Raw genomic sequence first — 20,542 nt, forward strand, 5'->3', positions numbered from 1 at the left:
CAAAATCAAAACCGCAATTCCTTTAACTCTTATCAATAAAGATCCAACTCACCTGTTTCTTTTAAGTGTTCGAACCATTCATCCGGAGTAGCTTTGATTTTGGCGTGTTTGACCATCATCGCGTTCATGTTGGGTAGATGCGAAGAGTCCGGCCATTCGCCTGGTTCCCACAGGTGAGAACGGATCACACATTTGGGACAATGTGCAAACACTGTCTGCACGTGTACGAGCATGGCAAGTTTGGGAATGTGTCCATCAACTGACATATCGTTCAATAACTTTTTGTCAGTGCACAGTTTGGCGGTTCCACGTATGCGCAGTGTTTCCATCTTGCCGGGAACTATGAATATCAAGCTGACTCGTGGATCATTTAGAATATTGTGAAATGTGTCCACTCTCTTGTTGCCCGGACGGTCAGGCAAGGCGATAAGATTGTCCGTTAGGACGTGTACAAATCCTGCCGGATCGCCACGTGGTGAGATGTCCAGATAACCGGATGGGTTGGCTGAAGCGATCAGGCAAAAGGGCGATGCGGTAATGAAGTCCCGGCACATCTGATCCAGCGAAGTCAATTCTTTGGCGATAATTTGAGGCAAAGGTTTGCCACAAATGCTCTCCAACTGGTCTGCGGAAGTCACTAAATTTGAGTATCCGGAAAAAGGTGAAGTGCTAGTTGGCATGCTGTTTCTCCGACCGGTTACCATTGTGAAAGTCTGAAAGATTAGGCGCGATGGGTCAAACCCAGCTTGCTCAACAAAAAAAAGGGCGCCAACACGGGCGCCCTTTCGATTATAACATTACCGCTCTGATCAGCAGCTATAGTACATTCCGTATTCAACCGGATGCGGGGTGTGCTCGTAGGTCTCAACTTCTTCCATCTTCAGAGCGATGTAACCATCGATCTGGTCTTTTGTGAACACGTCGCCCTGAAGCAGGAAGTCGTGATCTGATGCAAGAGCTTCCAGAGCTTCGCGAAGCGAACCGCAAACTGTTGGGATGTCGGCCAGTTCTTCTGCCGGAAGATCGTACAGGTTTTTGTCCATCGCTTCACCCGGGTCGATCTTGTTCTTAATACCGTCCAAGCCAGCCATCAGCAGAGCGGAAAACGCCAGATAAGGGTTGGCCGCCGGATCAGGGAAGCGAGCCTCAACGCGCTTGGCTTTAGGGCTTTCAGTCCATGGAATACGAACACAGCCCGAGCGGTTGCGGGCCGAGTAAGCGCGCAGAACGGGAGCCTCAAAGCCAGGGATTAGACGCTTGTAGCTGTTGGTCGACGGGTTGGTGAAAGCGTTAAGGGTTTTGGCGTGCTTGAGAATGCCGCCAATGAACCACAGCGCCTCGTCCGAAAGATCTGCGTATTTGTCACCGGCGAACAGCGGCTTACCGTCTTTCCAGATTGACATGTTGCAGTGCATGCCGGTTCCGTTGTCACCAGCAATCGGTTTCGGCATGAAAGTGGCTGATTTGCCGTAGGCGTGCGCCACGTTGTGAATGACGTATTTGTACTTCTGAAGTTCGTCTGCCTGACGGGTCAGACTGTCAAAAATCAGGCCGAGTTCGTGCTGACAAGACGCAACCTCGTGGTGGTGCTTGTCAACCTTCATGCCCAGACGCTTCATGGTGCTGAGCATTTCTGAGCGAAGATCCTGGCTCTCGTCGACGGGGTTGACAGGGAAGTAACCACCCTTAACGCCCGGACGGTGACCCATGTTGCCCATTTCGTATTCGGTGTCGGTGTTCCATGACGCGTCAGTTGCATCAACTTCGTATGATACTTTATTGATACTGTTGGAGAAACGAACATCGTCAAACAAGAAAAACTCGGCCTCAGGCCCAAAGTATGCGACGTCACCAACACCCGAAGATTTCAGGTAGGCTTCGGCTTTTTCCGCTGTGCCACGTGGGTCACGCTCATAAGCCTCGCCGGTGTCAGGTTCCACGACCGAGCAATGAAGGCAGATTGTTTTTTCAGCATAGAACGGATCGACATATACGCTTTCAGTGTCCGGCATCAATTTCATGTCGGATGCCTCGATCGACTTCCAGCCCGCGATGGACGAGCCGTCAAACATAAAGCCTTCTTCCAGAAAGTCTTCGTCGACCTGATCGGCCATGACGGTCACGTGCTGAAGCTTGCCGCGCGGATCGGTAAAGCGGATGTCGACATATTCGGCATCCTCATCCCTGATCAGCTGAAGAACTGCGTCCTTGCTCATTCTAATATTCCTCTGATTTGCAGATTTGACTTTTAAAGCGCGTCCGAGCCGGTTTCCCCGGTTCTGATGCGAATGGCTTGTTCAACCGGCGAGACAAAAATTTTGCCGTCGCCAATTTTGTCGGTTTTTGCTGCCGAAACGATAGCGTCGATCGCAGCGTCAACTTGATCATCGTCCAGAACGACCTCGACCTTTACTTTGGGGAGGAAGTCGACGACGTATTCGGCGCCTCTGTAAAGCTCGGTATGACCCTTCTGACGACCGAAACCCTTGACTTCGATCACGCTTAGGCCTTGCACGCCCACGTCCTGCAATGCCTCTTTAACTTCGTCCAGTTTGAACGGCTTGATGATCGCTTCGATCTTTTTCATCCCGGCTTACCTCGCATGGTTGTCAGAAGTGGACTGATCACGTCTAAGATCGGGCGGCAATCCGAATGCAATATTCGGCTAAATCGGAACGGGCAAAAAGGGGTAGTCGGTTAAATTTTGACCGAATTGCACAAAAAGTAATCGAAATTGAATCGCGAGGGTGAAGGATGATTGAATTGCTGACAGCGGGGCAGATGCGGACCATCGAACAGACAGCAATTGCTTCAGGTCAGGTTTCGGGGCTTGAATTAATGGAGCGCGCCGGACAGGGCGTTGTCGACGCAATTTTTGAAAAGTGGCCGGATCTGAAGCAGGTGCCAACTTTGTTAGCCTCTGAAGTAACTGGACCAGATCATCTTAGTTCGTCGCGCGCTGTGGTTCTTTCTGGTCCAGGGAATAATGGCGGCGATGGTTTCGTTGTGGCCCGAATTTTGCGTCAGCTTGGTTGGGATGTTGACGTTTATCTTTTTGGAGATCCAAGAAAGTTACCCCCAGATGCACGAACAAATTATGATCGGTGGACAGAAGATGGTGCGGTCACGAATGTTACTGAATTCTCCGCGACTATTCCGACAGACGCTCCGACTTTAATTTTGGATGCGCTGTTTGGAACTGGGCTGGTTCGGCCAATTGATGGTTTGCTTGCGGATGTCGTTGCCTGCATCGATAACCAACGAAATCAAAGCAAATCCAGAGTTGTCGCAATCGACATCCCTTCCGGCTTGTGTTCGGACAGCGGTAAAGCGCTTGGGGCGTGTGTCACTGCGGATCTGACTATATCGTTTCACCGGGGCAAACGAGGCCATTATCTTGAGCGCGGCCCTTCACGATCAGGGTGCCTTGTTGTCAAAGGGATTGGGCTGGATACGCAAGGGCAGGCGCCTTTCGAAAACACTGCTTCGCTTTTAGTGAGAGCCCCCGCGGGAGATCTTGGAAAAGGTGTTGATTTAAATAAGTATTCCTTTGGTCACGCGCTTGTTCTTTCGGGTGGGCCCGGTAAAACGGGGGCGGCGCGTCTGGCCGCTAGGGGGGCATTGCGTATTGGTGCCGGGCTGGTAACGCTGGCCACTCCTCTGGCGGCACAGACAGAGGTTGCGGCGCAGATCACATCCATAATGCTTAGTTCGGTCGAAGGTGGCAGTGACTTGTCTGATACACTTTTGGACAAGCGACTTAATTCCCTCTGCCTGGGTCCTGGAATGGGGATACAACGCGCGAATGATCTTGTCCCTATTGCGTTGGCTGCCAAACGTGCGACCGTCTTGGACGCCGATGCCATCACAGCTTTTGTCGAAAACCCGTCGAACTTGTTCAAGCAGCTACATGAACGCTGCGTGCTGACCCCCCATGGCGGAGAGTTTGCAAGATTGTTTCCGGACATCGCAGAAAAGCTGGCGGCGAAACCTGTGAGCGGCCCAGCATATTCAAAAGTAGATGCGACATGCGAAGCTGCCAAAAGGGCGGGGTGCGTGGTTCTGTTCAAAGGACCGGACACTGTGATTGCCGCGCCGGATGGGCGGAGTGCAGTTAACTCTGCCCACTACGAACGATCCGTGCCCTGGCTGGCGACAGCGGGTTCGGGCGACGTGTTGGCCGGGTTCATAGCGGGTTTGTTGGCCAGAGGCTTCGAACCGCTTAAAGCCGCAGAAACAGCAGCGTGGATGCACGTCGAGTGCGCGCGCCTTTTCGGACCGGGTTTGATCGCCGAAGACCTTCCCGAGCATTTGCCCAAGGTCTTTCAGCATTTGAGCTCCTGAAGCTTGCGCGGAAAATGGCCGCTTTTGCCCAATTTCGGCGAAATTTAGCCGGTCTTGGTCGCAAAGTCGTAAATATGCATGTCAAACTTTTGATTGCCGCAGGGCTGAGTGGCAGACTTGGATTTGCAGTTCCGATGTTCTGCGGGGCTGTATGAACAAGGTGTTGATATAACTGTTATTTTCTATCTGCTCATTTTTTGGTTGAAAGCAGGACTTCCGGATCTGAACAGGTTGGATCAATTCGCTTAGGCGCTGTCACAAAAAATCAGCACATTGTCAGTATCCAAAACCAAAACGTTAATGGTGGTTAAAATGACAGTGACATTGAGAAAACCCTCGGTTGCCGCGCTTCTAGTCGTTAGTACGGCGATCCCCGCCGCCGCTGAATTGAAGTACGACAACAATAGTGGCGGCTATGTTGAGTTATATGGACAATTCAACCCAGCAATTGTTTCGGTCGAAGATGGCGAGGAAACCGAAACACGTTTGCTGGACAATGACTTGTCGAACAGCCGCGTCGGGCTGTTCTTATTTCAGCCCTACGGCAGCAACGAGTTTACTTTCCGCTTCGAAGCCGGTCTGGGTTTGCCAAGTACTGCGACGGCCAATCAGGACGGTACGAACACCAACGGATGGACACGCGAAGATATTCGGCACATAGATTTCGCTTTGAAGGGCGGATACGGAAAGTTTTCGGCCGGTCAAGGTAGCATGGCCTCTGACGGAGCGGCTGAGGTTGACCTGTCTTATGTCGGCACGGCTTTGTATTCTTTCACGAACGATGAAAACGGTGCTTTCTTCTATCGTGAACCGGCTGGAGTGCTAAGTGACATTACGGTGGGCGACTCGGCAAGTAACTTCGACGGCGGGCGCCGAGGCCGAATTCGTTATGACACTCCCGATTTTAATGGCTTTTCGGCCGCTATTGCCTATGGCCAGAACATCCTGTCCAGCAGCGACGATGATGACTATTACGACATCGCAGTTAGGTACAAAAACACGTTTTCCGGCGGTGTCGAGTTTGCTGCGTCCTTGGCTTATGCCGTGCGGGACTTTGACGATGGTTCGGGCGAGCGAAAGGATACGATCGGGTCGGCATCGGTTCTGTTTCCAAGCGGCTTCAGTTTTACAGCTGCCTTGGGATCACGCGATGATACAGCCGACGGAGCCAGCGACCCGGACTATTGGTACGCTAAGCTAGCTTACGAAGGCGACTGGGTTTCGTGGGGTAAAACCGGCGTTGGTATCGACTATTTCGATGGATCGGATTTCGAGAATGACGGTTCCAGCACCAAGTCGTGGGGTATCGCAGTGGTGCAACGCATCGACAGCATCAACACTGATGCCTACCTGAAATACCGTAACCATGACTTTGACGACACGGTTGATTTTGACAAAAACGAAGCATGGGTTTTGGGCGCGCGTTGGCGTTTTTAGTCCGGTTTGCTTGCGATGCCCCGCATTGAAGGTGAATAGGCACCTTTTTATAGGCTTTTACGTGGGCAAAAATGGGTTGATTTGGGCTTTGCCCCTTGCACGCAGGCTGCATGGCAAATAGAAGGCGTCAAATTTGCCTGGCGCGCCGTTTTGCGCGCCCCGAATCCTATGGGGAATACCATAATGCAGGTTACCGAGACGCTGAACGATGGTCTGAAACGCGGCTACAATATCGTAGTATCCGCAGCCGAGCTGGACGATAAGGTCAACGAAAAACTGACTGAAGCGCAGCCGGAAATCGAGATGAAGGGTTTCCGCAAAGGCAAGGTGCCGATGGCGCTGTTGAAAAAACAGTTTGGTCAGCGCTTGTTGGGCGAAGCAATGCAGGAAACCATTGACGGAGCGATGAACAAACACTTCGAAGACAGTGGCGAGCGCCCCGCGTTGCAGCCCGAGGTCAAAATGACCAACGAGGACTGGAAAGAAGGCGACGATGTCGAGGTCGCAATGTCCTACGAAGCGTTACCGGAAATCCCTGATGTGGACCTGAAGTCGGTTGATCTGGAAAAGTTGGTGGTCAAAGCAGATGACGCGGCAGTTGAAGAGGCGCTGAGCAATCTGGCCGAGACTGCTCAGGATTTCAAAGCGCGACGCAAAGGCTCGAAAGCCAAAGATGGCGATCAAATCGTATTTGATTTTGTTGGCAAGGTTGATGGGGAAGAATTCGAAGGCGGATCAGCCGAAGACTATCCGCTGGTGCTGGGATCCAACAGTTTCATCCCTGGCTTCGAAGAGCAGCTGGTCGGCGTAAAAGCCGAAGAGGAGAAGGAGGTAAATGTCACCTTCCCTGCCGAATACGGAGCCGAGCACTTGGCAGGTAAGGATGCCGTTTTTTCCTGCACGATCAAAGAAGTCAAAGAACCGGTTGCTGCCGAAGTCAATGATGAGTTAGCCAAGAAATTCGGTGCCGAAGACCTGGCTGCGCTGAAAACTCAGATATCCGAGCGTTTGGAGGCCGAATATGCTGGCGCATCGCGTGCGGTGATGAAGCGTGCATTGCTGGATGCGCTGGACACCAAAGTCGCGTTCGACTTGCCGCCGTCATTAGTCGAAGCAGAGGCCAAACAAATCGCGCATCAGCTTTGGCACGAGGAAAATCCCGACGTCGAAGGCCACGATCACGATCCAATCGAGCCAACAGACGAACACACCAAACTGGCCGAGCGCCGTGTGCGTCTGGGGCTGTTGTTGGCTGAACTGGGCCAGAAAGCGGAAGTTGAGGTAACCGACGCTGAAATGACGCAAGCGATCATGAACCAAGCGCGTCAGTACCCGGGTCAAGAACGTCAGTTTTTTGAGTTCGTGCAACAGAACGCTCAGATGCAGCAACAGCTACGCGCGCCACTGTTTGAGGACAAGGTTGTCGACTATGTCTTTGAGCTGGCAAACGTCGAAGATAAAGAAGTCAGCAAAGACGACTTGCAAAAAGCTGTCGAGGCGCTCGAAGAGGAATAGTCCTTTTTGTTACGTTTCCTGACAAATCTCAATTCGGAGCCGCCTTAACAAAGGCGGCTCCGAGAGGGGGCTTTTGTTCAAAGAAAGCAAGTGAGTCAAGCTTCATGAACAAAAGCACGAGGGTTTCGAAGCAAAACAGTTTTTCGCTCGGCTGAAAATCCTGTCGCCAAAGCTGTTACGAGCCTAAAAACATCCTGACGCTCACTATCAGTGTTCGACGCGTTTAATTGTTCCAGAAAGTATCTTTCAAGATCGGTAATTGGTTTACGATCTTGATTTGCCGGTAAATGTTTCGCGGGGATTTTGGCATTTAAAAGCTCCAATGCGGTTTGCTTCGCAATAAAAACATCACCGTGAATACCGGCAAACTCGCGAACTGCCGATATCCTTTCTTCGGTGCAATCCAACAAAGCCGCCAAGGCGGAAACTTTGCCCATCGGAACCGTCCTGCCAACGTAATCGTAGGGCGCGCAATTTGAACGTTTTAGTACGCGGTCCATAACCGGGTCGATCACCGTAATGATGTCGCTGATACCCGCGCTGCGGGCATATTCAAGCGATCCGATCATCAATTCACACGTTGCGTATGAGACCGAGTTCTTACCCTTGCTACGGGTTAATCGATTTGTGTCGACGCAAAAGCGGGTAGATTCCCAAAGTGTCGCGCTGCGAATGGGTGCCTGACCGTCCATGATCGCAGAAAAAACATCTGCCAGCATGTGTGGGCCAGTTGTTTGAAGAGCTCGAACAGCCGCGACGACATTTCCTCCGTCGTCCAGCCCTATTACATATGCCGGATCCAAATGATCAAATTCGTCAATTTCTCGGCCGTTTTCGATTTTGACATCCCAACCAAGGCGCCCTCCAAACACTCGGGCTCGTAGCCTGAACATGTCATCTAGTACATCTCTGAACTGATGTCGGTTTAACCCGTCAACTACCAAGATCATAGTTTCCCCCTAAGAGTGGTGTGTCGGTAACCAATGGTTCACCCTTTCTCACACTGAATCTATTAGGGTTTTCCCGTAGTTTGCCGCATTTCGGGGGCTTATCCTGGGTAGATTAAGCCGATTCCAATGGCACGACCTACCGCTTGCGGGGTGGTTAACGCATTAAGCTTTCGCCGTGCAGAACGCAAGTGAACTTCAACCGTACGATGAGAAATAGATAAGATATCGCCGATGTCCTGTTGGGATTTTCCAGCGGCTGACCATTGAAGAATCTCCAGTTCCCGATTGGACAAAGAAGGCTGGTACAACATCCGGCTTACCGTGTCGGACGACATAACGTTGTCGTGTATATGAACTGCAAGGGATTGCAGATCCGTTATCACGTTGCCAATCAGTTTTTTCCATTCTTCCGGAGAGCAATTACGCGTGGCACTCAGTAGGCCGATGTCGCCGTAAGGACCCCGAACGGGAATTGTAACCCCCTGATCAGGTATTCCAAAGTCATGTGCGTCGCTAAAAACGCGTTGAAAGTCCTTGCCTCTTTCCAAACGACTCCAATCTACGGGTGCGATACTTCGCTGCGCCCTGTGGAGAGTCGGGTCTATCAAGTGCAGGCCGTGCTCTTGATAGTGAACCTTCCATTCGTCGCTGTATGTCACGTGGCCATGGATCGAACCCGCTGCGGGATTGATACCGGCATACGCCGCATGATCCATTTCGTATTTCTCGCACACCTTTTTGAGAAACTCATCGTACTGAGCGTCCTCATCCGGCAGAGTGCTGAGATCGACTATTTCCATGTATCAATGACCCATCGTCCCGCGCGTCAGCGGCCACCTCCTTAGGGTTGAAAGGCCCCCTAACTTACCTAGCGTCATGCAAGACTTCACGCTTCCCAAATTATGACAAGAAGATGGGGCAATTGTGTGTCATTTTGGGCGGAAAACGCGGATGTCGCAGGTTTTACGTGTGGAAGTCGAGTATTTTGAGCGATTTCATGCCGTTTTTGCGAAATTCAGAGGCTAGGATATTGTGCGCCCAAATGGAAACTGAGCTGGAAATGCACTAATTTGCCTCGGGAACGAGGCCTGTTTCAACAAGCATTCCTCTCTTTTTCGCCTCAGGGTAGTATCCCTTGGCGTATAAGAAAATCGCGCGTTGCTGATCCCCATCAGACAAAAGCCAAGCGCCTCGCAGATACTTTCCGGCAAATTCAAGGTTTGTGTCAGCGTCCAACAGCCCTTGGGCGTTGCCTGTGTAGCCCATGGAACGCGCCGTTGCCGGCAGAATTTGCAGTAACCCGTAATAGGGGCGGTTCACTGCCCAAGGCCGGTGGGTGCTTTCACGTATCGCGAGTTTGTGGAGCAGTTCTCTTGGCATCGCGTAATGATCAGCCCATTTGTTGATGGAAGCACGGAGTTCTGGCGTCTCGTTCGGGTAAAGTGGAGGTTCATAAAATTCAGCGTTGCGGGTTGGCGTATCCGGACCACCGCAGGCGGCCAGGGGTGCGGCCGACAACAAGATAAGAACATTACGACGCAGAAGATTTGTCATATGATTGCTCCAAAACTCAGGCGCGAATGATATTGATCGGATTAGGGACTGCAACCTTACGCTGGAAATGCGGCCAAATTTTGCTGGCTGACATCAGTACGGAAAAAGGGCCGCGCAAGTCGCACGACCCTTGGGTGTTAAAAATCAAAAGCTTTAGGCTTTAGCTTCGTCTTCCTCCGCCGGAGCTTCTTCAGTAATAAGCTCTTCGTCCTCTGAGGCGGCTGAGCCGATGTCGTCAAACAGTTCTGCAATTTCGAACTCAGCGGCGGCCTCTTCTTCGGCAGCCAATTCTTGAATCGATTTTCCAGAGGCTTGCAGTTCGGCTTCTTCCTCCGAACGGGCAACGTTCATCTTGATCTCGACTTCGACTTCGGGATGCAATCTGACGGCAACCGAATGAAGGCCCAGTTCTTTGATCGGCGCGACCAAAGCAACTTGTTTCTTGTCGACAGTGAAACCTGCCTCGGTTGCGGCTTCGGCCGCGTCCCGGGGCGTAACGGATCCGTAGAGAGCGCCAGCATCAGAAGCGGAACGAATGACCACAAATTGCTGACCATCCAGCTTTTCGGCCAGAGCTTCAGCTTCTTTCTTGGTTTCTAGGTTATTAGCTTCGAGTTGCGCTTTTCTGGCTTCGAATGAGGCGATGTTTGCCTCAGACGCACTCAGCGCTTTGCCTTGGGGCAACAGAAAGTTGCGGGCAAATCCCGGTTTGACGTCGACGACGTCGCCCATCTGCCCCAGTTTCGCAACGCGTTCCAAAAGGATAACTTGCATGTCAGTCTCTCCTTACTTCACGGCGTATGGCAGCAGGGCGAGAAAGCGTGCGCGCTTGATCGCGCGTGCGAGTTCGCGCTGCTTCTTCGCCGAAACGGCAGTAATGCGCGAAGGAACGATCTTGCCACGCTCAGAGATGTAGCGCTGTAGCAAGCGGGTGTCCTTGTAGTCGATTTTCGGCGCATTTTCACCCGAGAACGGGCAGACCTTGCGGCGGCGGAAAAATGGTTTTGCGGCCATGGTTTTTTGTCCTTTCGTCAGGCGTTGATCAGCGGCGCTCGCGGCGGCCTTCGCGCTCGTCGCGCTTCTGCATCTGGACCGAGGGTCCTTCGGCATGCTCGTCGACCTTGATGGTCAGTACGCGCATAACGTCTTCGTGCAGGCGCATCAGGCGCTCCATTTCCTGAACGGCACCAGCAGGGGCGTCGGTTTTCAGGAAGGCATAGTGGCCCTTGCGGTTCTTGTTGATCTTGTAAGCCATCGTCTTGACGCCCCAGTATTCGCTGTCAACGACGTTGCCGCCATTGTCAGCCAAAACGGTGCCGAAGTGTTCGACAAGGCTTTCTGCCTGCGCGTTGGACAGGTCCTGACGCGCGATCATTACATGCTCATAAAGTGGCATGTGCACTCCTGTTTCTATCAAGGCGCATTTCAAAGGCGGGGTCATTTTGTCCTTCGCGACCCTGCCACGAGAGGCTGCGCGATTCATGTATCTTGCGAAGGATGGCCCCGTATACACGTTTACGCGCGCGGGGCAAGCCCTGCTGCTTGCGCCATTGAGAAGCCGCCCAATTTCCTTTGTGGCGCCCAATTCATGTCGCTTTTCACCCCGAGGTTGTTCATGAAGCCGGGAGAACCCCGGGGGATGGAAAAACTGACAGGGCGAGACAATGGCCGTGATGAACACAAATACTTTCGAACAGGCGGCGCCAGCAGCAGCCTTTGAAAAATCGGTACCAGTACTGATCACCTTTGCGCCGAACTGGAAGGCTCGAATGGTTTTATCGAGGGTAATTGGCGCCTTTTTGGTCTTATCGGCGTTTTCGATGTGGCTGATGCCGGGATCAGTCATGGGCGCAGAAGTTTGGCCGATCAAGTTGGCTGCCTCACTTATGTTCCTTATCGTGGGTGTCAGCCTTCTTACCATAGAAGTCATGGACAGTCGCCCGGACGCTTATTTTGACCCGATCCGCCGCGAAGTCCGGATTTTGCAAAAGAACGAAAATGGCCGCCCCCAAACGGTTCTGCGTCGCGAATATGACTCGTTGGGTGGCGCGCGTTTCGAGGATAATCAGGTCGAACTATTTGATGTAGACGGCAGCCTATTAATGAAACTGCCGCTGGAATCGGCTGACGTCAGCCGTGCTCTCAAAGGGCAGCTGAGCCAAAACGTCACTATTTTCAGCTAAACTTCGATCTGTTCAAAAAAGAACAGAGTTTGTGAATCCTTTGGTCTTGTGTGCTGCCTTCGGGCAGCACATTTTCATTTTCGGGCATCCCCTTCGGGCTGCATCCAAACATTTGCGGAGATTGTTTATGAAATCCATCGTTTTTGCTGCTGCTCTGGCTGTTTCGGCAGGTGCGGCGTTCGCCAGCGCAGAGAGGTACGTTCTGGACCCCAGCCACAGCCAGGTCGTATTCAGCTATAACCACCTGGGTTATTCAACTACAACCGGCATGTTCTCGGGGTTTGAGGGCGAGATTATGTTTAACCAAGAAGACCCGGCCGCGTCGAGCGTCAGCGTTTCGATGCCCGTAGTCGCGATGATCACAGGTTGGCAACCTCGCGAAGACCATTTCATGACCGAGGACTTCTTTGGTGTTGCCGAGGAGGACTTGATCACGTTCAACTCCACCAACATTGAGGTGACAGGCGAGAACACTGCGAATATCACTGGCGATCTTACAATGAACGGAGTGACCAAGTCGGTTGTTTTGGATGCCAAGTTGAACCAGTTTGGCGAACATCCGATGGCCAAAAAACCTTGGGCGGGATTTGATGCGACCACCACTCTGGTGCGCAGCGAGTTCGACCTTGGCCAGTTTGCGCCATTCGTTGGTGATGAGGTTGAGGTCAAAATTTCCGTCGAGGCACAAAAAGCCGACTGAACCAAAACCTCTTACCCTTAGAAACCGCCGGGATTTCTAAGCCCGGCGGTTTTATTTTTGCTATCCCCCTGACTTTGAGGCGGTAAGTTCGACCGAGATTGTGACACCGAAAGCCAGAGAGTCTTCGGCGGGCATGGATTTCCCAATGCCAAAGTCCAGGCGGTTGACTTCCAATACACCCGAAACGGTCGCGATGCCGTCCTGCACCGCCAAGTCAAACGGCAAAGTAATGTCGATAGTTTCACCGCGGATCGTGAGGGGGCCACGTGCCTCATAACCGACGTCCGTTTTATAAATATCAGCGTCGAAATTTGCAGTTGGAAATTGAGCGCTGTCAAAAAAGTCAGAGCCCATGGCCTGATCTGTAACTGTCCCCAGGCTAAGCGAGCCTATCGCGATATTAACATCGACGGATCCAGCAAGACCTGGCTCGGGAGGGTCATCAAAAGTAATGGCAGCGGTCCAGTCCGCGAAGGTGCCAGTTACTGGGCTGCCTAGTTGTGTGATCGTGAATGACAATGTGCCTTCCTGCACATTCCAGTCGGATTGCACCTCGGTCAGTTCAGTGGTCTCAGTTCCGGCTGTTGAATGATGTGTGAATACGCCGGCATACCAACCACCTGTCAAGACCGCGGTCCAGACCGCCAAGGCCGCAAACGCTGGAGTTGCAGAATGATGCTGTGCAGGAGGCTCTGCTACATCTGATCGTCCGGGAAGCATTCGGCGCAGTGTCCCATCCCGATCAATGATGTGGTGCTTTAGCGCCCCCGCGATATGCATCAACAGAGACCCCGCCAAGATCAGAATAAATAACCAGTGCAGCCCTGCAGTGACTTCAGCCAACGTAGCCGATTTTGGAATCAAGGGCAGGTTCTGGCCAAAAGGCCATAATATGGGTGCGAAACCTTCGGCTGCTGCGTGGTGCACCCAGCCCGACAGCGGGACCAGAACCAGCGACCCATACAAAAGCCAGTGCACAGTTTCGGCAGCAAAGGCCTCGGGTTTGTTTTCGGCGTTCAAAAGACCGGGTTTCGTCTGGGTGGCTGCCCAAAGAATGCGGGCCAACGCAACAAAGAAAACGGCGATCCCAACCGTCTTGTGCAATGAAAACATGCCTGCCGCCTGGGCGATGTCCGCCTCGGTAGAGGGGATGGACGGGTCATAGATGGCCTTGGCAAGGTTGTTCGCGAACCAGCCTAATGGCAGGGCAGTGAAAATTAGAAAAGCAGTCAGCCAGTGAAATGTCTTTGTGACACTGCCATAGCTGGCGAAAGTGTTGCTTGAGGCCATAGGTCAAACGCTCCGGAACTGATAGGCTGTGCCCAACCTAGGGACCCCACGCACAGACACAACAGCAGGTTATGCACAATGACGGTGCCCTGATGCAGATCGCAGGCAATGCTTGTGCCGCGTGGCTTGTCGGTTTACACCCCGCCGAAACTTGATGTTACACATGAGGTTGCAATGACACTCGCGTTCGTTTTTCCGGGGCAGGGCGCCCAAACCATTGGAATGGGCAAGGCGTTGGCCGAAGCCTACCCTGCCGCTCAAGCGGTTTTTGACGACGTAGACGAAGCGCTGGGCGAGAAGCTGAGCAATTTGATCTGGACCGGTGAAATAGAAGAACTGACACTGACACAAAACGCGCAGCCCGCCTTAATGGCGACCTCGATTGCCGCGATGCGCGCCCTCGAGACAGAGGGCGTTTCGATTACGAAGGCATCCTTCGTTGCGGGGCATTCGCTGGGGGAGTATTCAGCGCTTGCCGCAGCTGGTGCTTTGTCGGTCGCAGATACGGCTCGTTTATTGCGTACGCGAGGTCTGGCTATGCAAAGTGCAGTTCCTGTCGGCGAAGGTGCGATGGCGGCAATTCTTGGCCTAGATCTTGATGCAGTTCGCGCCGTTGCTGAAGAGGCGGCGCAAGGCGCGATTTGTCAGGCCGCAAATGACAATGACCCGACTCAGGTTGTTGTTTCCGGATCGAAATCTGCTGTGGAGCGTGCAGCCGAAATCGCTAAGGAAAAGGGCGCCAAACGCGCGGTGATGCTTCCTGTTAGTGCCCCATTCCATTGTGCGCTGATGCAACCGGCTGCGGACGCCATGGCCGAAGCGTTAGCTGCAGTTGAGATTCAGGGACCCGTAGTTCCGCTTGTGGCCAATGTGCGCGCTGAAGCTATAACCGACCCTGACCTGATCCGGCGGTTGCTTGTGGAACAAGTCACTGGTTCAGTTCGGTGGCGTGAAAGCGTTCAATACATGGGTAAGCAGGGTGTTACCGAGACATGGGAAATCGGTGCTGGCAAGGCTTTGACGGGTATGATCCGCAAAATTGACAGAACTATCGTTGGCAAGGCCGTCGGAACTCCGGAAGATGTGCAAAAGGTCCTGCAAGCCGAAACTTAAAAAACAAAATCTAACCCATTCCGGGTGCTGGACGAGGAACAAAGAATGTTTGATTTGACTGGTAAGAATGCACTGATCACCGGAGCTTCGGGTGGGATAGGCGGCGACATCGCGCGAGCTTTGCACGGCGCAGGCGCGACGGTCGGCTTGTCCGGAACGCGGGTAGAACCGTTGAAGGCGTTGGCCGAAGAATTGGGCGAGCGCGCTCACATTTTGCCCTGTAATCTAAGCGATCCGGAAGCTGTAGATGCGTTGCCAAAACAGGCGATAGAGGCGATGGGGTCAGTTGACATACTTGTCAATAACGCGGGTATAACGCGTGACAACTTGTTTATGCGCATGTCTGACGAAGATTGGCAGAGTGTGATCGACGTTAACATGACTGCCACAATGAAGCTTTGCAAAGGCGTGATCCGAGGCATGATGAAGGCGCGATGGGGTCGTATAGTGAATATCTCTTCCATTGTCGGTGCAATCGGAAACCCGGGTCAGACCAATTATGCGGCGTCCAAGGCTGGTATGGTTGGATTCTCCAAAGCCCTTGCGCATGAGGTCGCTACACGCGGCATAACGGTAAATACCGTTGCCCCAGGCTTCATTACAACTGCTATGACCGAGAAACTGACAGAAGATCAAAAGGCAGGTTTACTGCAGCAGGTTCCTGCCGGCCGGATGGGTGACCCTAATGAAATCGCCGCCGCTGTACTGTATCTTGCCAGCCCCGAGGCAGGCTATGTCACCGGAAGCACCTTGCATGTGAATGGTGGTATGGCCATGTTATAACTGCAACTCGCGGCCGATGCGAAAGCGTTTGCCTTGTGCGTAGTCTGTGCTATAGGCGGCGCATATGCACAGAGACCGGTCAGGTTGGCCGGTTTTCTTACTTTCCCGGGCATCCGGGACCCAAACCGCCCGGAAAGGGCAAATCAGAGCCACCCCGAGCGGGCATGGGCAGAACCGGGCACACCGCCCTGATAAGGAATGAGGAATAGACATGAGCGACGTCGCAGATCGCGTAAAAAAGATCGTTGTTGAGCACCTGGGCGTAGAAGAAGACAAGGTGGCTGAAAACGCTTCCTTCATCGACGATCTGGGTGCAGACAGCTTGGACACAGTTGAGCTGGTTATGGCCTTCGAAGAAGAGTTCGGCATCGAGATTCCCGATGACGCCGCCGAAACCATCCAAACTTTTGGCGACGCCGTCAAATTCATCACAGAAGCATCCTGATCGCATTGATCCCGATGAAAACGGCGCTTCCGGGCAACGGAGGCGCCGTTTTTTTGCGTTTATGTTCAATTCTAGCTTGCGAGAGGTAAAAGGTGTTCGCACTGTGGTGACGAGGCATAATTCGAGCGGGCAAGGGCATGATAAGATCCACCCCGATGATAAACACGGCGCGATTGACGCTGTGCGCACTGCGACCTGAGGACTTTGAACGGTACGCAGAAATATGGAGCGACCCAAACGTGGTACGCCACATTGGCGGTTCTCCGCGCAGCAGAGGTGAGGCTTGGGACTCTTTTCTGCGAAATGCTGGGCATTGGCAAATGACCGGATTCGGCCAGTGGGCCGTCGTATTGCAATCGAATCGCAAGTTAATAGGCCAGGCCGGGTTCTTTTTCGGGAATCGATCACTTGGGTCAGATTTTGACCAGTATCCCGAATCCGGATGGGTTTTGGCGCCCGAAGGTCAGGGTCAAGGTTACGGTTTCGAAGCAGCACAGGCAGCGCATGATTGGTTTGACCGAGTTATTCCAGGCCCGCTTGTTGCTTTGATCGATGCGGACAATTCAGCATCGCAAAACTTAGCGGTAAGGCTGGGATACTCGATGCTGCGCGAAGCAGAATACCGGGAAACTCCGGTTTATCTGTTTCGCAGAAATGGTCCTCCTTCAAAAGTTTGAAACGCTCGTTCAGCCACGATGACGCAAAATGCGCTTCGTTTGCCGAAACTGGGTGAAACACCGGTTTCAGCGACATGTATGCTATCCTAGGATTTCAGAGCGAATGGGCGGAGGAGCAAGCTCATGAGGATTTACCCTACGATGGAATTGCAGAACGGGCGTTGTGTTACATTAGACAAAGGGCGCCTGGACGAAGCAATGATCTGGCATGTAGACCCGGTTGAAACGGCCCGTAGATGGGCCGCCACGGGCGCTGAATGGATGCACCTGACTGATTTTGATGCGGTTGAAGGTCGCGATACTAACTCAGGTTTGGTGGAAGAAATAATTCGCAGCGCGGAAATCCCCGTTCAACTGGCCGGTGGAATGCGAACCCGCGAGAATGTCGAGTACTGGATCGACAAGGGCGCAGGCCGGGTCGTAATCGGCACAATGGCGGCCAGGGACCCCAATCTCGTCAAGGAACTTGCTAAGCTTCACCCTGATCAGATCGTCTTGGCGGTGGATGTCTGGCGCGGATACGTTATGACCGAAGGGTGGCGCACGCAGAGCGCGTTTACCCCCGAAGCATTCATTGACGCCTTCGCAGACACGCCTTTCGCCAGCATATTGGTCACGGACATCGATAGTGACATGGAAGACGTAGAGGCGCAGCTTGGTTTGATTTCAGGTCTGGCGCAGCACTCCCGAACGCCAGTGGTGGCCAGCGGTGTTGTTCGCAAGGTCGATGACATTTCCAGGTTGGCGTACATCCACAACATTGCCGGAGCTTTGGTAGGGCGCGCATTGTTCCGTAAGGCGGTCGATCTGGAGGAGGCTTTGAATGTGGCAACTGCTGCGCACGAACCCGTCGCACAGTTCCAGTAGGTGAATTCGTTAACCTTTTGCCTGCCCCTTTTCACGAAAACAAAGGGGCGGGTTTTATTTTGGCGATTTCATCCGATAACTTGGATCGTTTATCAAATGGTCAATGTATCTTGGCGCGGAATTTGCCGTTCCTCTTGCCCCCGGGGGGCGGAGCGGGGTATGGACGTTTCGCATAACAGGAAGCAGGCAAGAGGCACTTCATGCGCAGAGTCGTTGTTACCGGGCTAGGATTGGTCACTCCTTTGGCCAGCGGAGTCGAGGAAAGCTGGTCGCGGCTTTTGGACGGAGAATCCGGCGCTGGACCTATTACCTTGTTCGATGCCGAGGCAAGCGGGGTTTCCACGACTTATGCTTGTGAAGTTCCACGTGGAGACGGAACGAACGGAACATTCAACCCTGATGATTGGATGCCACCGAAAGAGCAGCGCAAGATTGAGGATTTTATACTTTATTCAATCGCTGCCGCTGAAATGGCTTGTAAAGATGCCAACTGGACGCCCGAGGATGAAGAGGACCGCTTGCGCACTGGGGTGCTGATCGGGTCAGGTATCGGTGGCTTGGGATCGATTGCCGAAACAGCCAACTTGATCAGGGATAAAGGACCACGCCGAGTATCGCCGTTCTTTATTCCCGGAGCACTGATCAACCTGGCGTCTGGGCAGGTTTCAATCCGCTTCGGTTTCAAGGGCCCGAACCATTCGGTTGTGACGGCATGTTCAACAGGCGCGCACGCAATTGGTGACGCCAGCCGTATTATCCGATCAGGCGATGCCGATGTTATGATTGCTGGCGGTGGCGAAGGCTGTATTTGCGAAATCGGTATCGCTGGTTTCAACGCGTGCAAGGCCCTTTCTACCAAGTACGCCGATAATCCCAAGGCAGCCAGCCGACCATATGACGTCGACCGCGACGGGTTTGTTATGGGGGAAGGTGCAGGTATCGTCGTGCTGGAGGAGTACGACCATGCAATAGCGCGAGGCGCAAAGATTTATGCCGAAGTTCTTGGCTATGGCATGTCTGGAGACGCCTATCACATTACTGCCCCTTCCGAAGATGGTGACGGAGCAGAACGCTCAATGAAAGCCGCATTGCGTAGCGCTGGGCTAGAGCCAAAAGATCTTGATTACATCAATGCTCATGGAACTTCGACCATGGCGGATACAATTGAACTGGGCGCTGTAGAGCGGCTGTTGGGGGACCACGCAAGCAATGCGACTATGACGTCGACCAAGTCCGCGACAGGTCACTTACTGGGCGCTGCTGGCGCTATTGAGGCAATTTTCTCGATTCTTGCTATTCGAGACCAGGTGGCGCCTCCGACGATAAATCTGGATAATCCTGCAGTGGAAACACCCATCGATCTGGCGCCAAATGCCAAGCGGGAACGAGAAATCAACGTGGCTTTATCTAACTCGTTCGGTTTTGGCGGCACCAACGCAAGTGTGATCTTCGGAAAGGTCAGCTAAATGTGGCGAGGTCTTGCGTCAAACATGCTGACCATTCTGGTGGTTGGCATGTTTCTAATTGGTGGCGTGATATTGTGGGGCCAGTCGCAATACAGAGCGGATGGGCCGTTGGAAACGGCAATTTGCCTGCAGGTGAAAAGCGGTTCGAATATGACACGGGTTAGCCGCGAACTTGAAGATCAAGGCGCGATCACCAACGCAACGATCTTTCGCATGGGAGCGGATTATTCTGACAAGTCGCAGCAGTTGAAAGCCGGGAGTTTTCTGGTTCGGGAAGGCTCATCCATGGAACAGATCGTGGAGGACATCACAAAAAGCGGTGCCAGTACATGCGGGACAGAGATCGAATACCGTATAGGTGTGACCAGAACGCAGACGCGAGTCCGTGAACTGGACCCGGCTACGTTGGACTTTGTTGAAATCGCAATGTTCGAGACAGACGTAGATGAAACGCCGGATATTTACGGAGAAAAACGCAACGACGCGGATACTCGGTATCGTATTTCGTTGGCGGAAGGGGTTACCAGTTGGCAAGTCGTTGAGGCGTTGAAGTCGGCCGATTTCCTTGGTGGTGAGGTCGCGGAGATTCCGGCAGAAGGAATGTTGGCGCCTGATAGCTATGAAGTGACGTCAGGAACAGACCGAAATGAAGTATTAAGCGATATGCAGGCCAAGCAGCAATTGAGGATCAACGCCGCTTGGGAGAGACGGCAGGACGGTTTGCCTTTGAGCAATCCAGAAGAAATGCTGATCCTTGCTTCTATCATCGAAAAGGAAACTGGTGTGCCAGAGGAGCGCGGTCAGGTGGCCAGCGTTTTTGTGAACCGATTGAATCAGGGTATGAAGTTGCAAACGGATCCGACGGTTATTTACGGCGTAACTAAGGGTCGCGGCGTTCTGGGCCGTGGTTTGCGCCGCAGCGAACTGAATCGACCAACCCCTTGGAATACTTACCAGATCGATGGATTGCCACCGACTCCGATTGCCAACCCAGGACTCGCTAGTCTTGAGGCGGCTGTAGCGCCGGACGATACGGATTTTGTGTTCTTCGTGGCTGACGGAACAGGCGGCCACGCGTTTGCTGAAACGCTTCAGGAGCACAACCGTAATGTCGCGAAGTGGCGTGAGATAGAAGCGGAGCAAAACAACTCCAACAACTAAACTTTGTTTCGGCAAATGCCGGCGCAAGGATCTTATTGTTTCCTGTCGCTGTCATAG

22 protein-coding genes are annotated in these 20,542 nt (G+C 52.9%); 12 read left to right on the forward strand and 10 right to left on the reverse strand.

All coding sequences use genetic code 11. The features are described 5' to 3' along the window. Nucleotides 1-32: 32 nt before the first annotated feature. The 3 genes from AC2FNV_RS05320 to AC2FNV_RS05330 all read right to left on the reverse strand — a co-directional run bounded on the left by AC2FNV_RS05320 (nucleotide 33) and on the right by AC2FNV_RS05330 (nucleotide 2,587). Complete coding sequence (locus tag AC2FNV_RS05320) at nucleotides 33-680, reverse strand: MSMEG_1061 family FMN-dependent PPOX-type flavoprotein (protein ID WP_170605189.1); 648 nt, start codon at nucleotides 678-680, stop codon at nucleotides 33-35. Nucleotides 681-809: 129 nt separating this feature from the next. Next, a complete protein-coding gene (glnA, locus tag AC2FNV_RS05325; RefSeq protein ID WP_170472762.1) occupies nucleotides 810-2,216 on the reverse strand; it encodes a type I glutamate--ammonia ligase in 1,407 nt (468 codons plus the stop codon). A gap of 32 nt (nucleotides 2,217-2,248) precedes the next feature. Beyond that, nucleotides 2,249-2,587 (reverse strand): P-II family nitrogen regulator, encoded by a 339-nt coding sequence (locus AC2FNV_RS05330; protein WP_170472761.1) that lies wholly within the window; start codon nucleotides 2,585-2,587, stop codon nucleotides 2,249-2,251. A 167-nt stretch (nucleotides 2,588-2,754) separates the two neighbouring features. Here AC2FNV_RS05330 and AC2FNV_RS05335 point away from each other — a divergent pair, with 167 nt between their 5' ends. The 3 genes from AC2FNV_RS05335 (at nucleotide 2,755) to tig (ending at nucleotide 7,296) form a co-directional block, all read left to right on the forward strand. Continuing rightward, on the forward strand, nucleotides 2,755-4,344 hold the full coding sequence (locus tag AC2FNV_RS05335) for an NAD(P)H-hydrate dehydratase (protein ID WP_170605191.1): 1,590 nt from the start codon (nucleotides 2,755-2,757) through the stop codon (nucleotides 4,342-4,344). Between the two features lie 312 nt (nucleotides 4,345-4,656). After that, complete coding sequence (locus AC2FNV_RS05340; protein WP_496772623.1) at nucleotides 4,657-5,781, forward strand: porin; 1,125 nt, start codon at nucleotides 4,657-4,659, stop codon at nucleotides 5,779-5,781. Between the two features lie 183 nt (nucleotides 5,782-5,964). Continuing rightward, nucleotides 5,965-7,296, forward strand: coding sequence for a trigger factor (tig, locus tag AC2FNV_RS05345; protein ID WP_170475298.1), 1,332 nt, complete (start codon nucleotides 5,965-5,967; stop codon nucleotides 7,294-7,296). A gap of 95 nt (nucleotides 7,297-7,391) precedes the next feature. Here tig and AC2FNV_RS05350 read toward each other — a convergent pair whose 3' ends face one another. From AC2FNV_RS05350 to rpsF, 6 genes are all read right to left on the reverse strand, one after another. After that, nucleotides 7,392-8,246, reverse strand: a complete 855-nt coding sequence (locus AC2FNV_RS05350; protein ID WP_170605194.1) for an acyl-homoserine-lactone synthase — start codon at nucleotides 8,244-8,246, stop codon at nucleotides 7,392-7,394. Between the two features lie 98 nt (nucleotides 8,247-8,344). Beyond that, entirely contained in the window at nucleotides 8,345-9,046 is a 702-nt protein-coding gene (locus AC2FNV_RS05355; protein WP_170605196.1) for an autoinducer binding domain-containing protein, read from the reverse strand. A gap of 265 nt (nucleotides 9,047-9,311) precedes the next feature. Further along, nucleotides 9,312-9,800: a lytic transglycosylase domain-containing protein gene (locus AC2FNV_RS05360; RefSeq protein WP_170605198.1), complete on the reverse strand. Its 489-nt coding sequence runs from the start codon at nucleotides 9,798-9,800 to the stop codon at nucleotides 9,312-9,314. Between the two features lie 153 nt (nucleotides 9,801-9,953). Then, complete coding sequence (rplI, locus tag AC2FNV_RS05365) at nucleotides 9,954-10,574, reverse strand: 50S ribosomal protein L9 (protein WP_170605200.1); 621 nt, start codon at nucleotides 10,572-10,574, stop codon at nucleotides 9,954-9,956. A gap of 12 nt (nucleotides 10,575-10,586) precedes the next feature. Next, nucleotides 10,587-10,814 carry a 30S ribosomal protein S18 gene (gene rpsR, locus AC2FNV_RS05370; protein ID WP_005608650.1) on the reverse strand — a complete coding sequence of 76 codons (228 nt, stop codon included), beginning with the start codon at nucleotides 10,812-10,814 and terminating at the stop codon, nucleotides 10,587-10,589. Nucleotides 10,815-10,842: 28 nt separating this feature from the next. Continuing rightward, complete coding sequence (gene rpsF, locus AC2FNV_RS05375) at nucleotides 10,843-11,196, reverse strand: 30S ribosomal protein S6 (RefSeq protein WP_170382745.1); 354 nt, start codon at nucleotides 11,194-11,196, stop codon at nucleotides 10,843-10,845. Between the two features lie 268 nt (nucleotides 11,197-11,464). On the opposite strand from rpsF, the gene AC2FNV_RS05380 reads away from it, so the two are divergent. Further along, nucleotides 11,465-11,983, forward strand: a complete 519-nt coding sequence (locus tag AC2FNV_RS05380; RefSeq protein ID WP_170472754.1) for a hypothetical protein — start codon at nucleotides 11,465-11,467, stop codon at nucleotides 11,981-11,983. A gap of 127 nt (nucleotides 11,984-12,110) precedes the next feature. After that, a complete protein-coding gene (locus tag AC2FNV_RS05385; RefSeq protein ID WP_170605202.1) occupies nucleotides 12,111-12,683 on the forward strand; it encodes a YceI family protein in 573 nt (190 codons plus the stop codon). A 60-nt stretch (nucleotides 12,684-12,743) separates the two neighbouring features. On the opposite strand, the gene AC2FNV_RS05390 is transcribed toward AC2FNV_RS05385, so the two are convergent. After that, nucleotides 12,744-13,973 (reverse strand): cytochrome b/b6 domain-containing protein, encoded by a 1,230-nt coding sequence (locus AC2FNV_RS05390; protein WP_170605204.1) that lies wholly within the window; start codon nucleotides 13,971-13,973, stop codon nucleotides 12,744-12,746. A 174-nt stretch (nucleotides 13,974-14,147) separates the two neighbouring features. Between AC2FNV_RS05390 and fabD the strand changes: the two genes are divergently transcribed. The 7 genes from fabD to mltG all read left to right on the forward strand — a co-directional run bounded on the left by fabD (nucleotide 14,148) and on the right by mltG (nucleotide 20,485). Beyond that, the gene (gene fabD / locus AC2FNV_RS05395) at nucleotides 14,148-15,086 is read left to right on the forward strand and encodes an ACP S-malonyltransferase (RefSeq protein ID WP_170605205.1); all 939 of its coding nucleotides are present in this window, start codon (nucleotides 14,148-14,150) and stop codon (nucleotides 15,084-15,086) included. A gap of 45 nt (nucleotides 15,087-15,131) precedes the next feature. Then, complete coding sequence (fabG, locus tag AC2FNV_RS05400; RefSeq protein WP_496772625.1) at nucleotides 15,132-15,869, forward strand: 3-oxoacyl-[acyl-carrier-protein] reductase; 738 nt, start codon at nucleotides 15,132-15,134, stop codon at nucleotides 15,867-15,869. A gap of 211 nt (nucleotides 15,870-16,080) precedes the next feature. Continuing rightward, nucleotides 16,081-16,314 (forward strand): acyl carrier protein, encoded by a 234-nt coding sequence (locus AC2FNV_RS05405; RefSeq protein WP_039529899.1) that lies wholly within the window; start codon nucleotides 16,081-16,083, stop codon nucleotides 16,312-16,314. Between the two features lie 137 nt (nucleotides 16,315-16,451). Then, nucleotides 16,452-16,991 carry a GNAT family N-acetyltransferase gene (locus AC2FNV_RS05410; protein WP_170472742.1) on the forward strand — a complete coding sequence of 180 codons (540 nt, stop codon included), beginning with the start codon at nucleotides 16,452-16,454 and terminating at the stop codon, nucleotides 16,989-16,991. 123 nt (nucleotides 16,992-17,114) lie between these two features. Further along, on the forward strand, nucleotides 17,115-17,858 hold the full coding sequence (locus tag AC2FNV_RS05415; RefSeq protein ID WP_170605207.1) for a 1-(5-phosphoribosyl)-5-[(5-phosphoribosylamino)methylideneamino]imidazole-4-carboxamide isomerase: 744 nt from the start codon (nucleotides 17,115-17,117) through the stop codon (nucleotides 17,856-17,858). Between the two features lie 200 nt (nucleotides 17,859-18,058). After that, nucleotides 18,059-19,324, forward strand: a complete 1,266-nt coding sequence (fabF, locus tag AC2FNV_RS05420; protein ID WP_170472736.1) for a beta-ketoacyl-ACP synthase II — start codon at nucleotides 18,059-18,061, stop codon at nucleotides 19,322-19,324. Then, the gene (mltG, locus tag AC2FNV_RS05425) at nucleotides 19,325-20,485 is read left to right on the forward strand and encodes an endolytic transglycosylase MltG (RefSeq protein ID WP_496772630.1); all 1,161 of its coding nucleotides are present in this window, start codon (nucleotides 19,325-19,327) and stop codon (nucleotides 20,483-20,485) included. It abuts the gene before it with no gap. Nucleotides 20,486-20,542: the final 57 nt, after the last annotated feature.

Source organism: Ruegeria sp. BHSA163 (assembly GCF_059613365.1).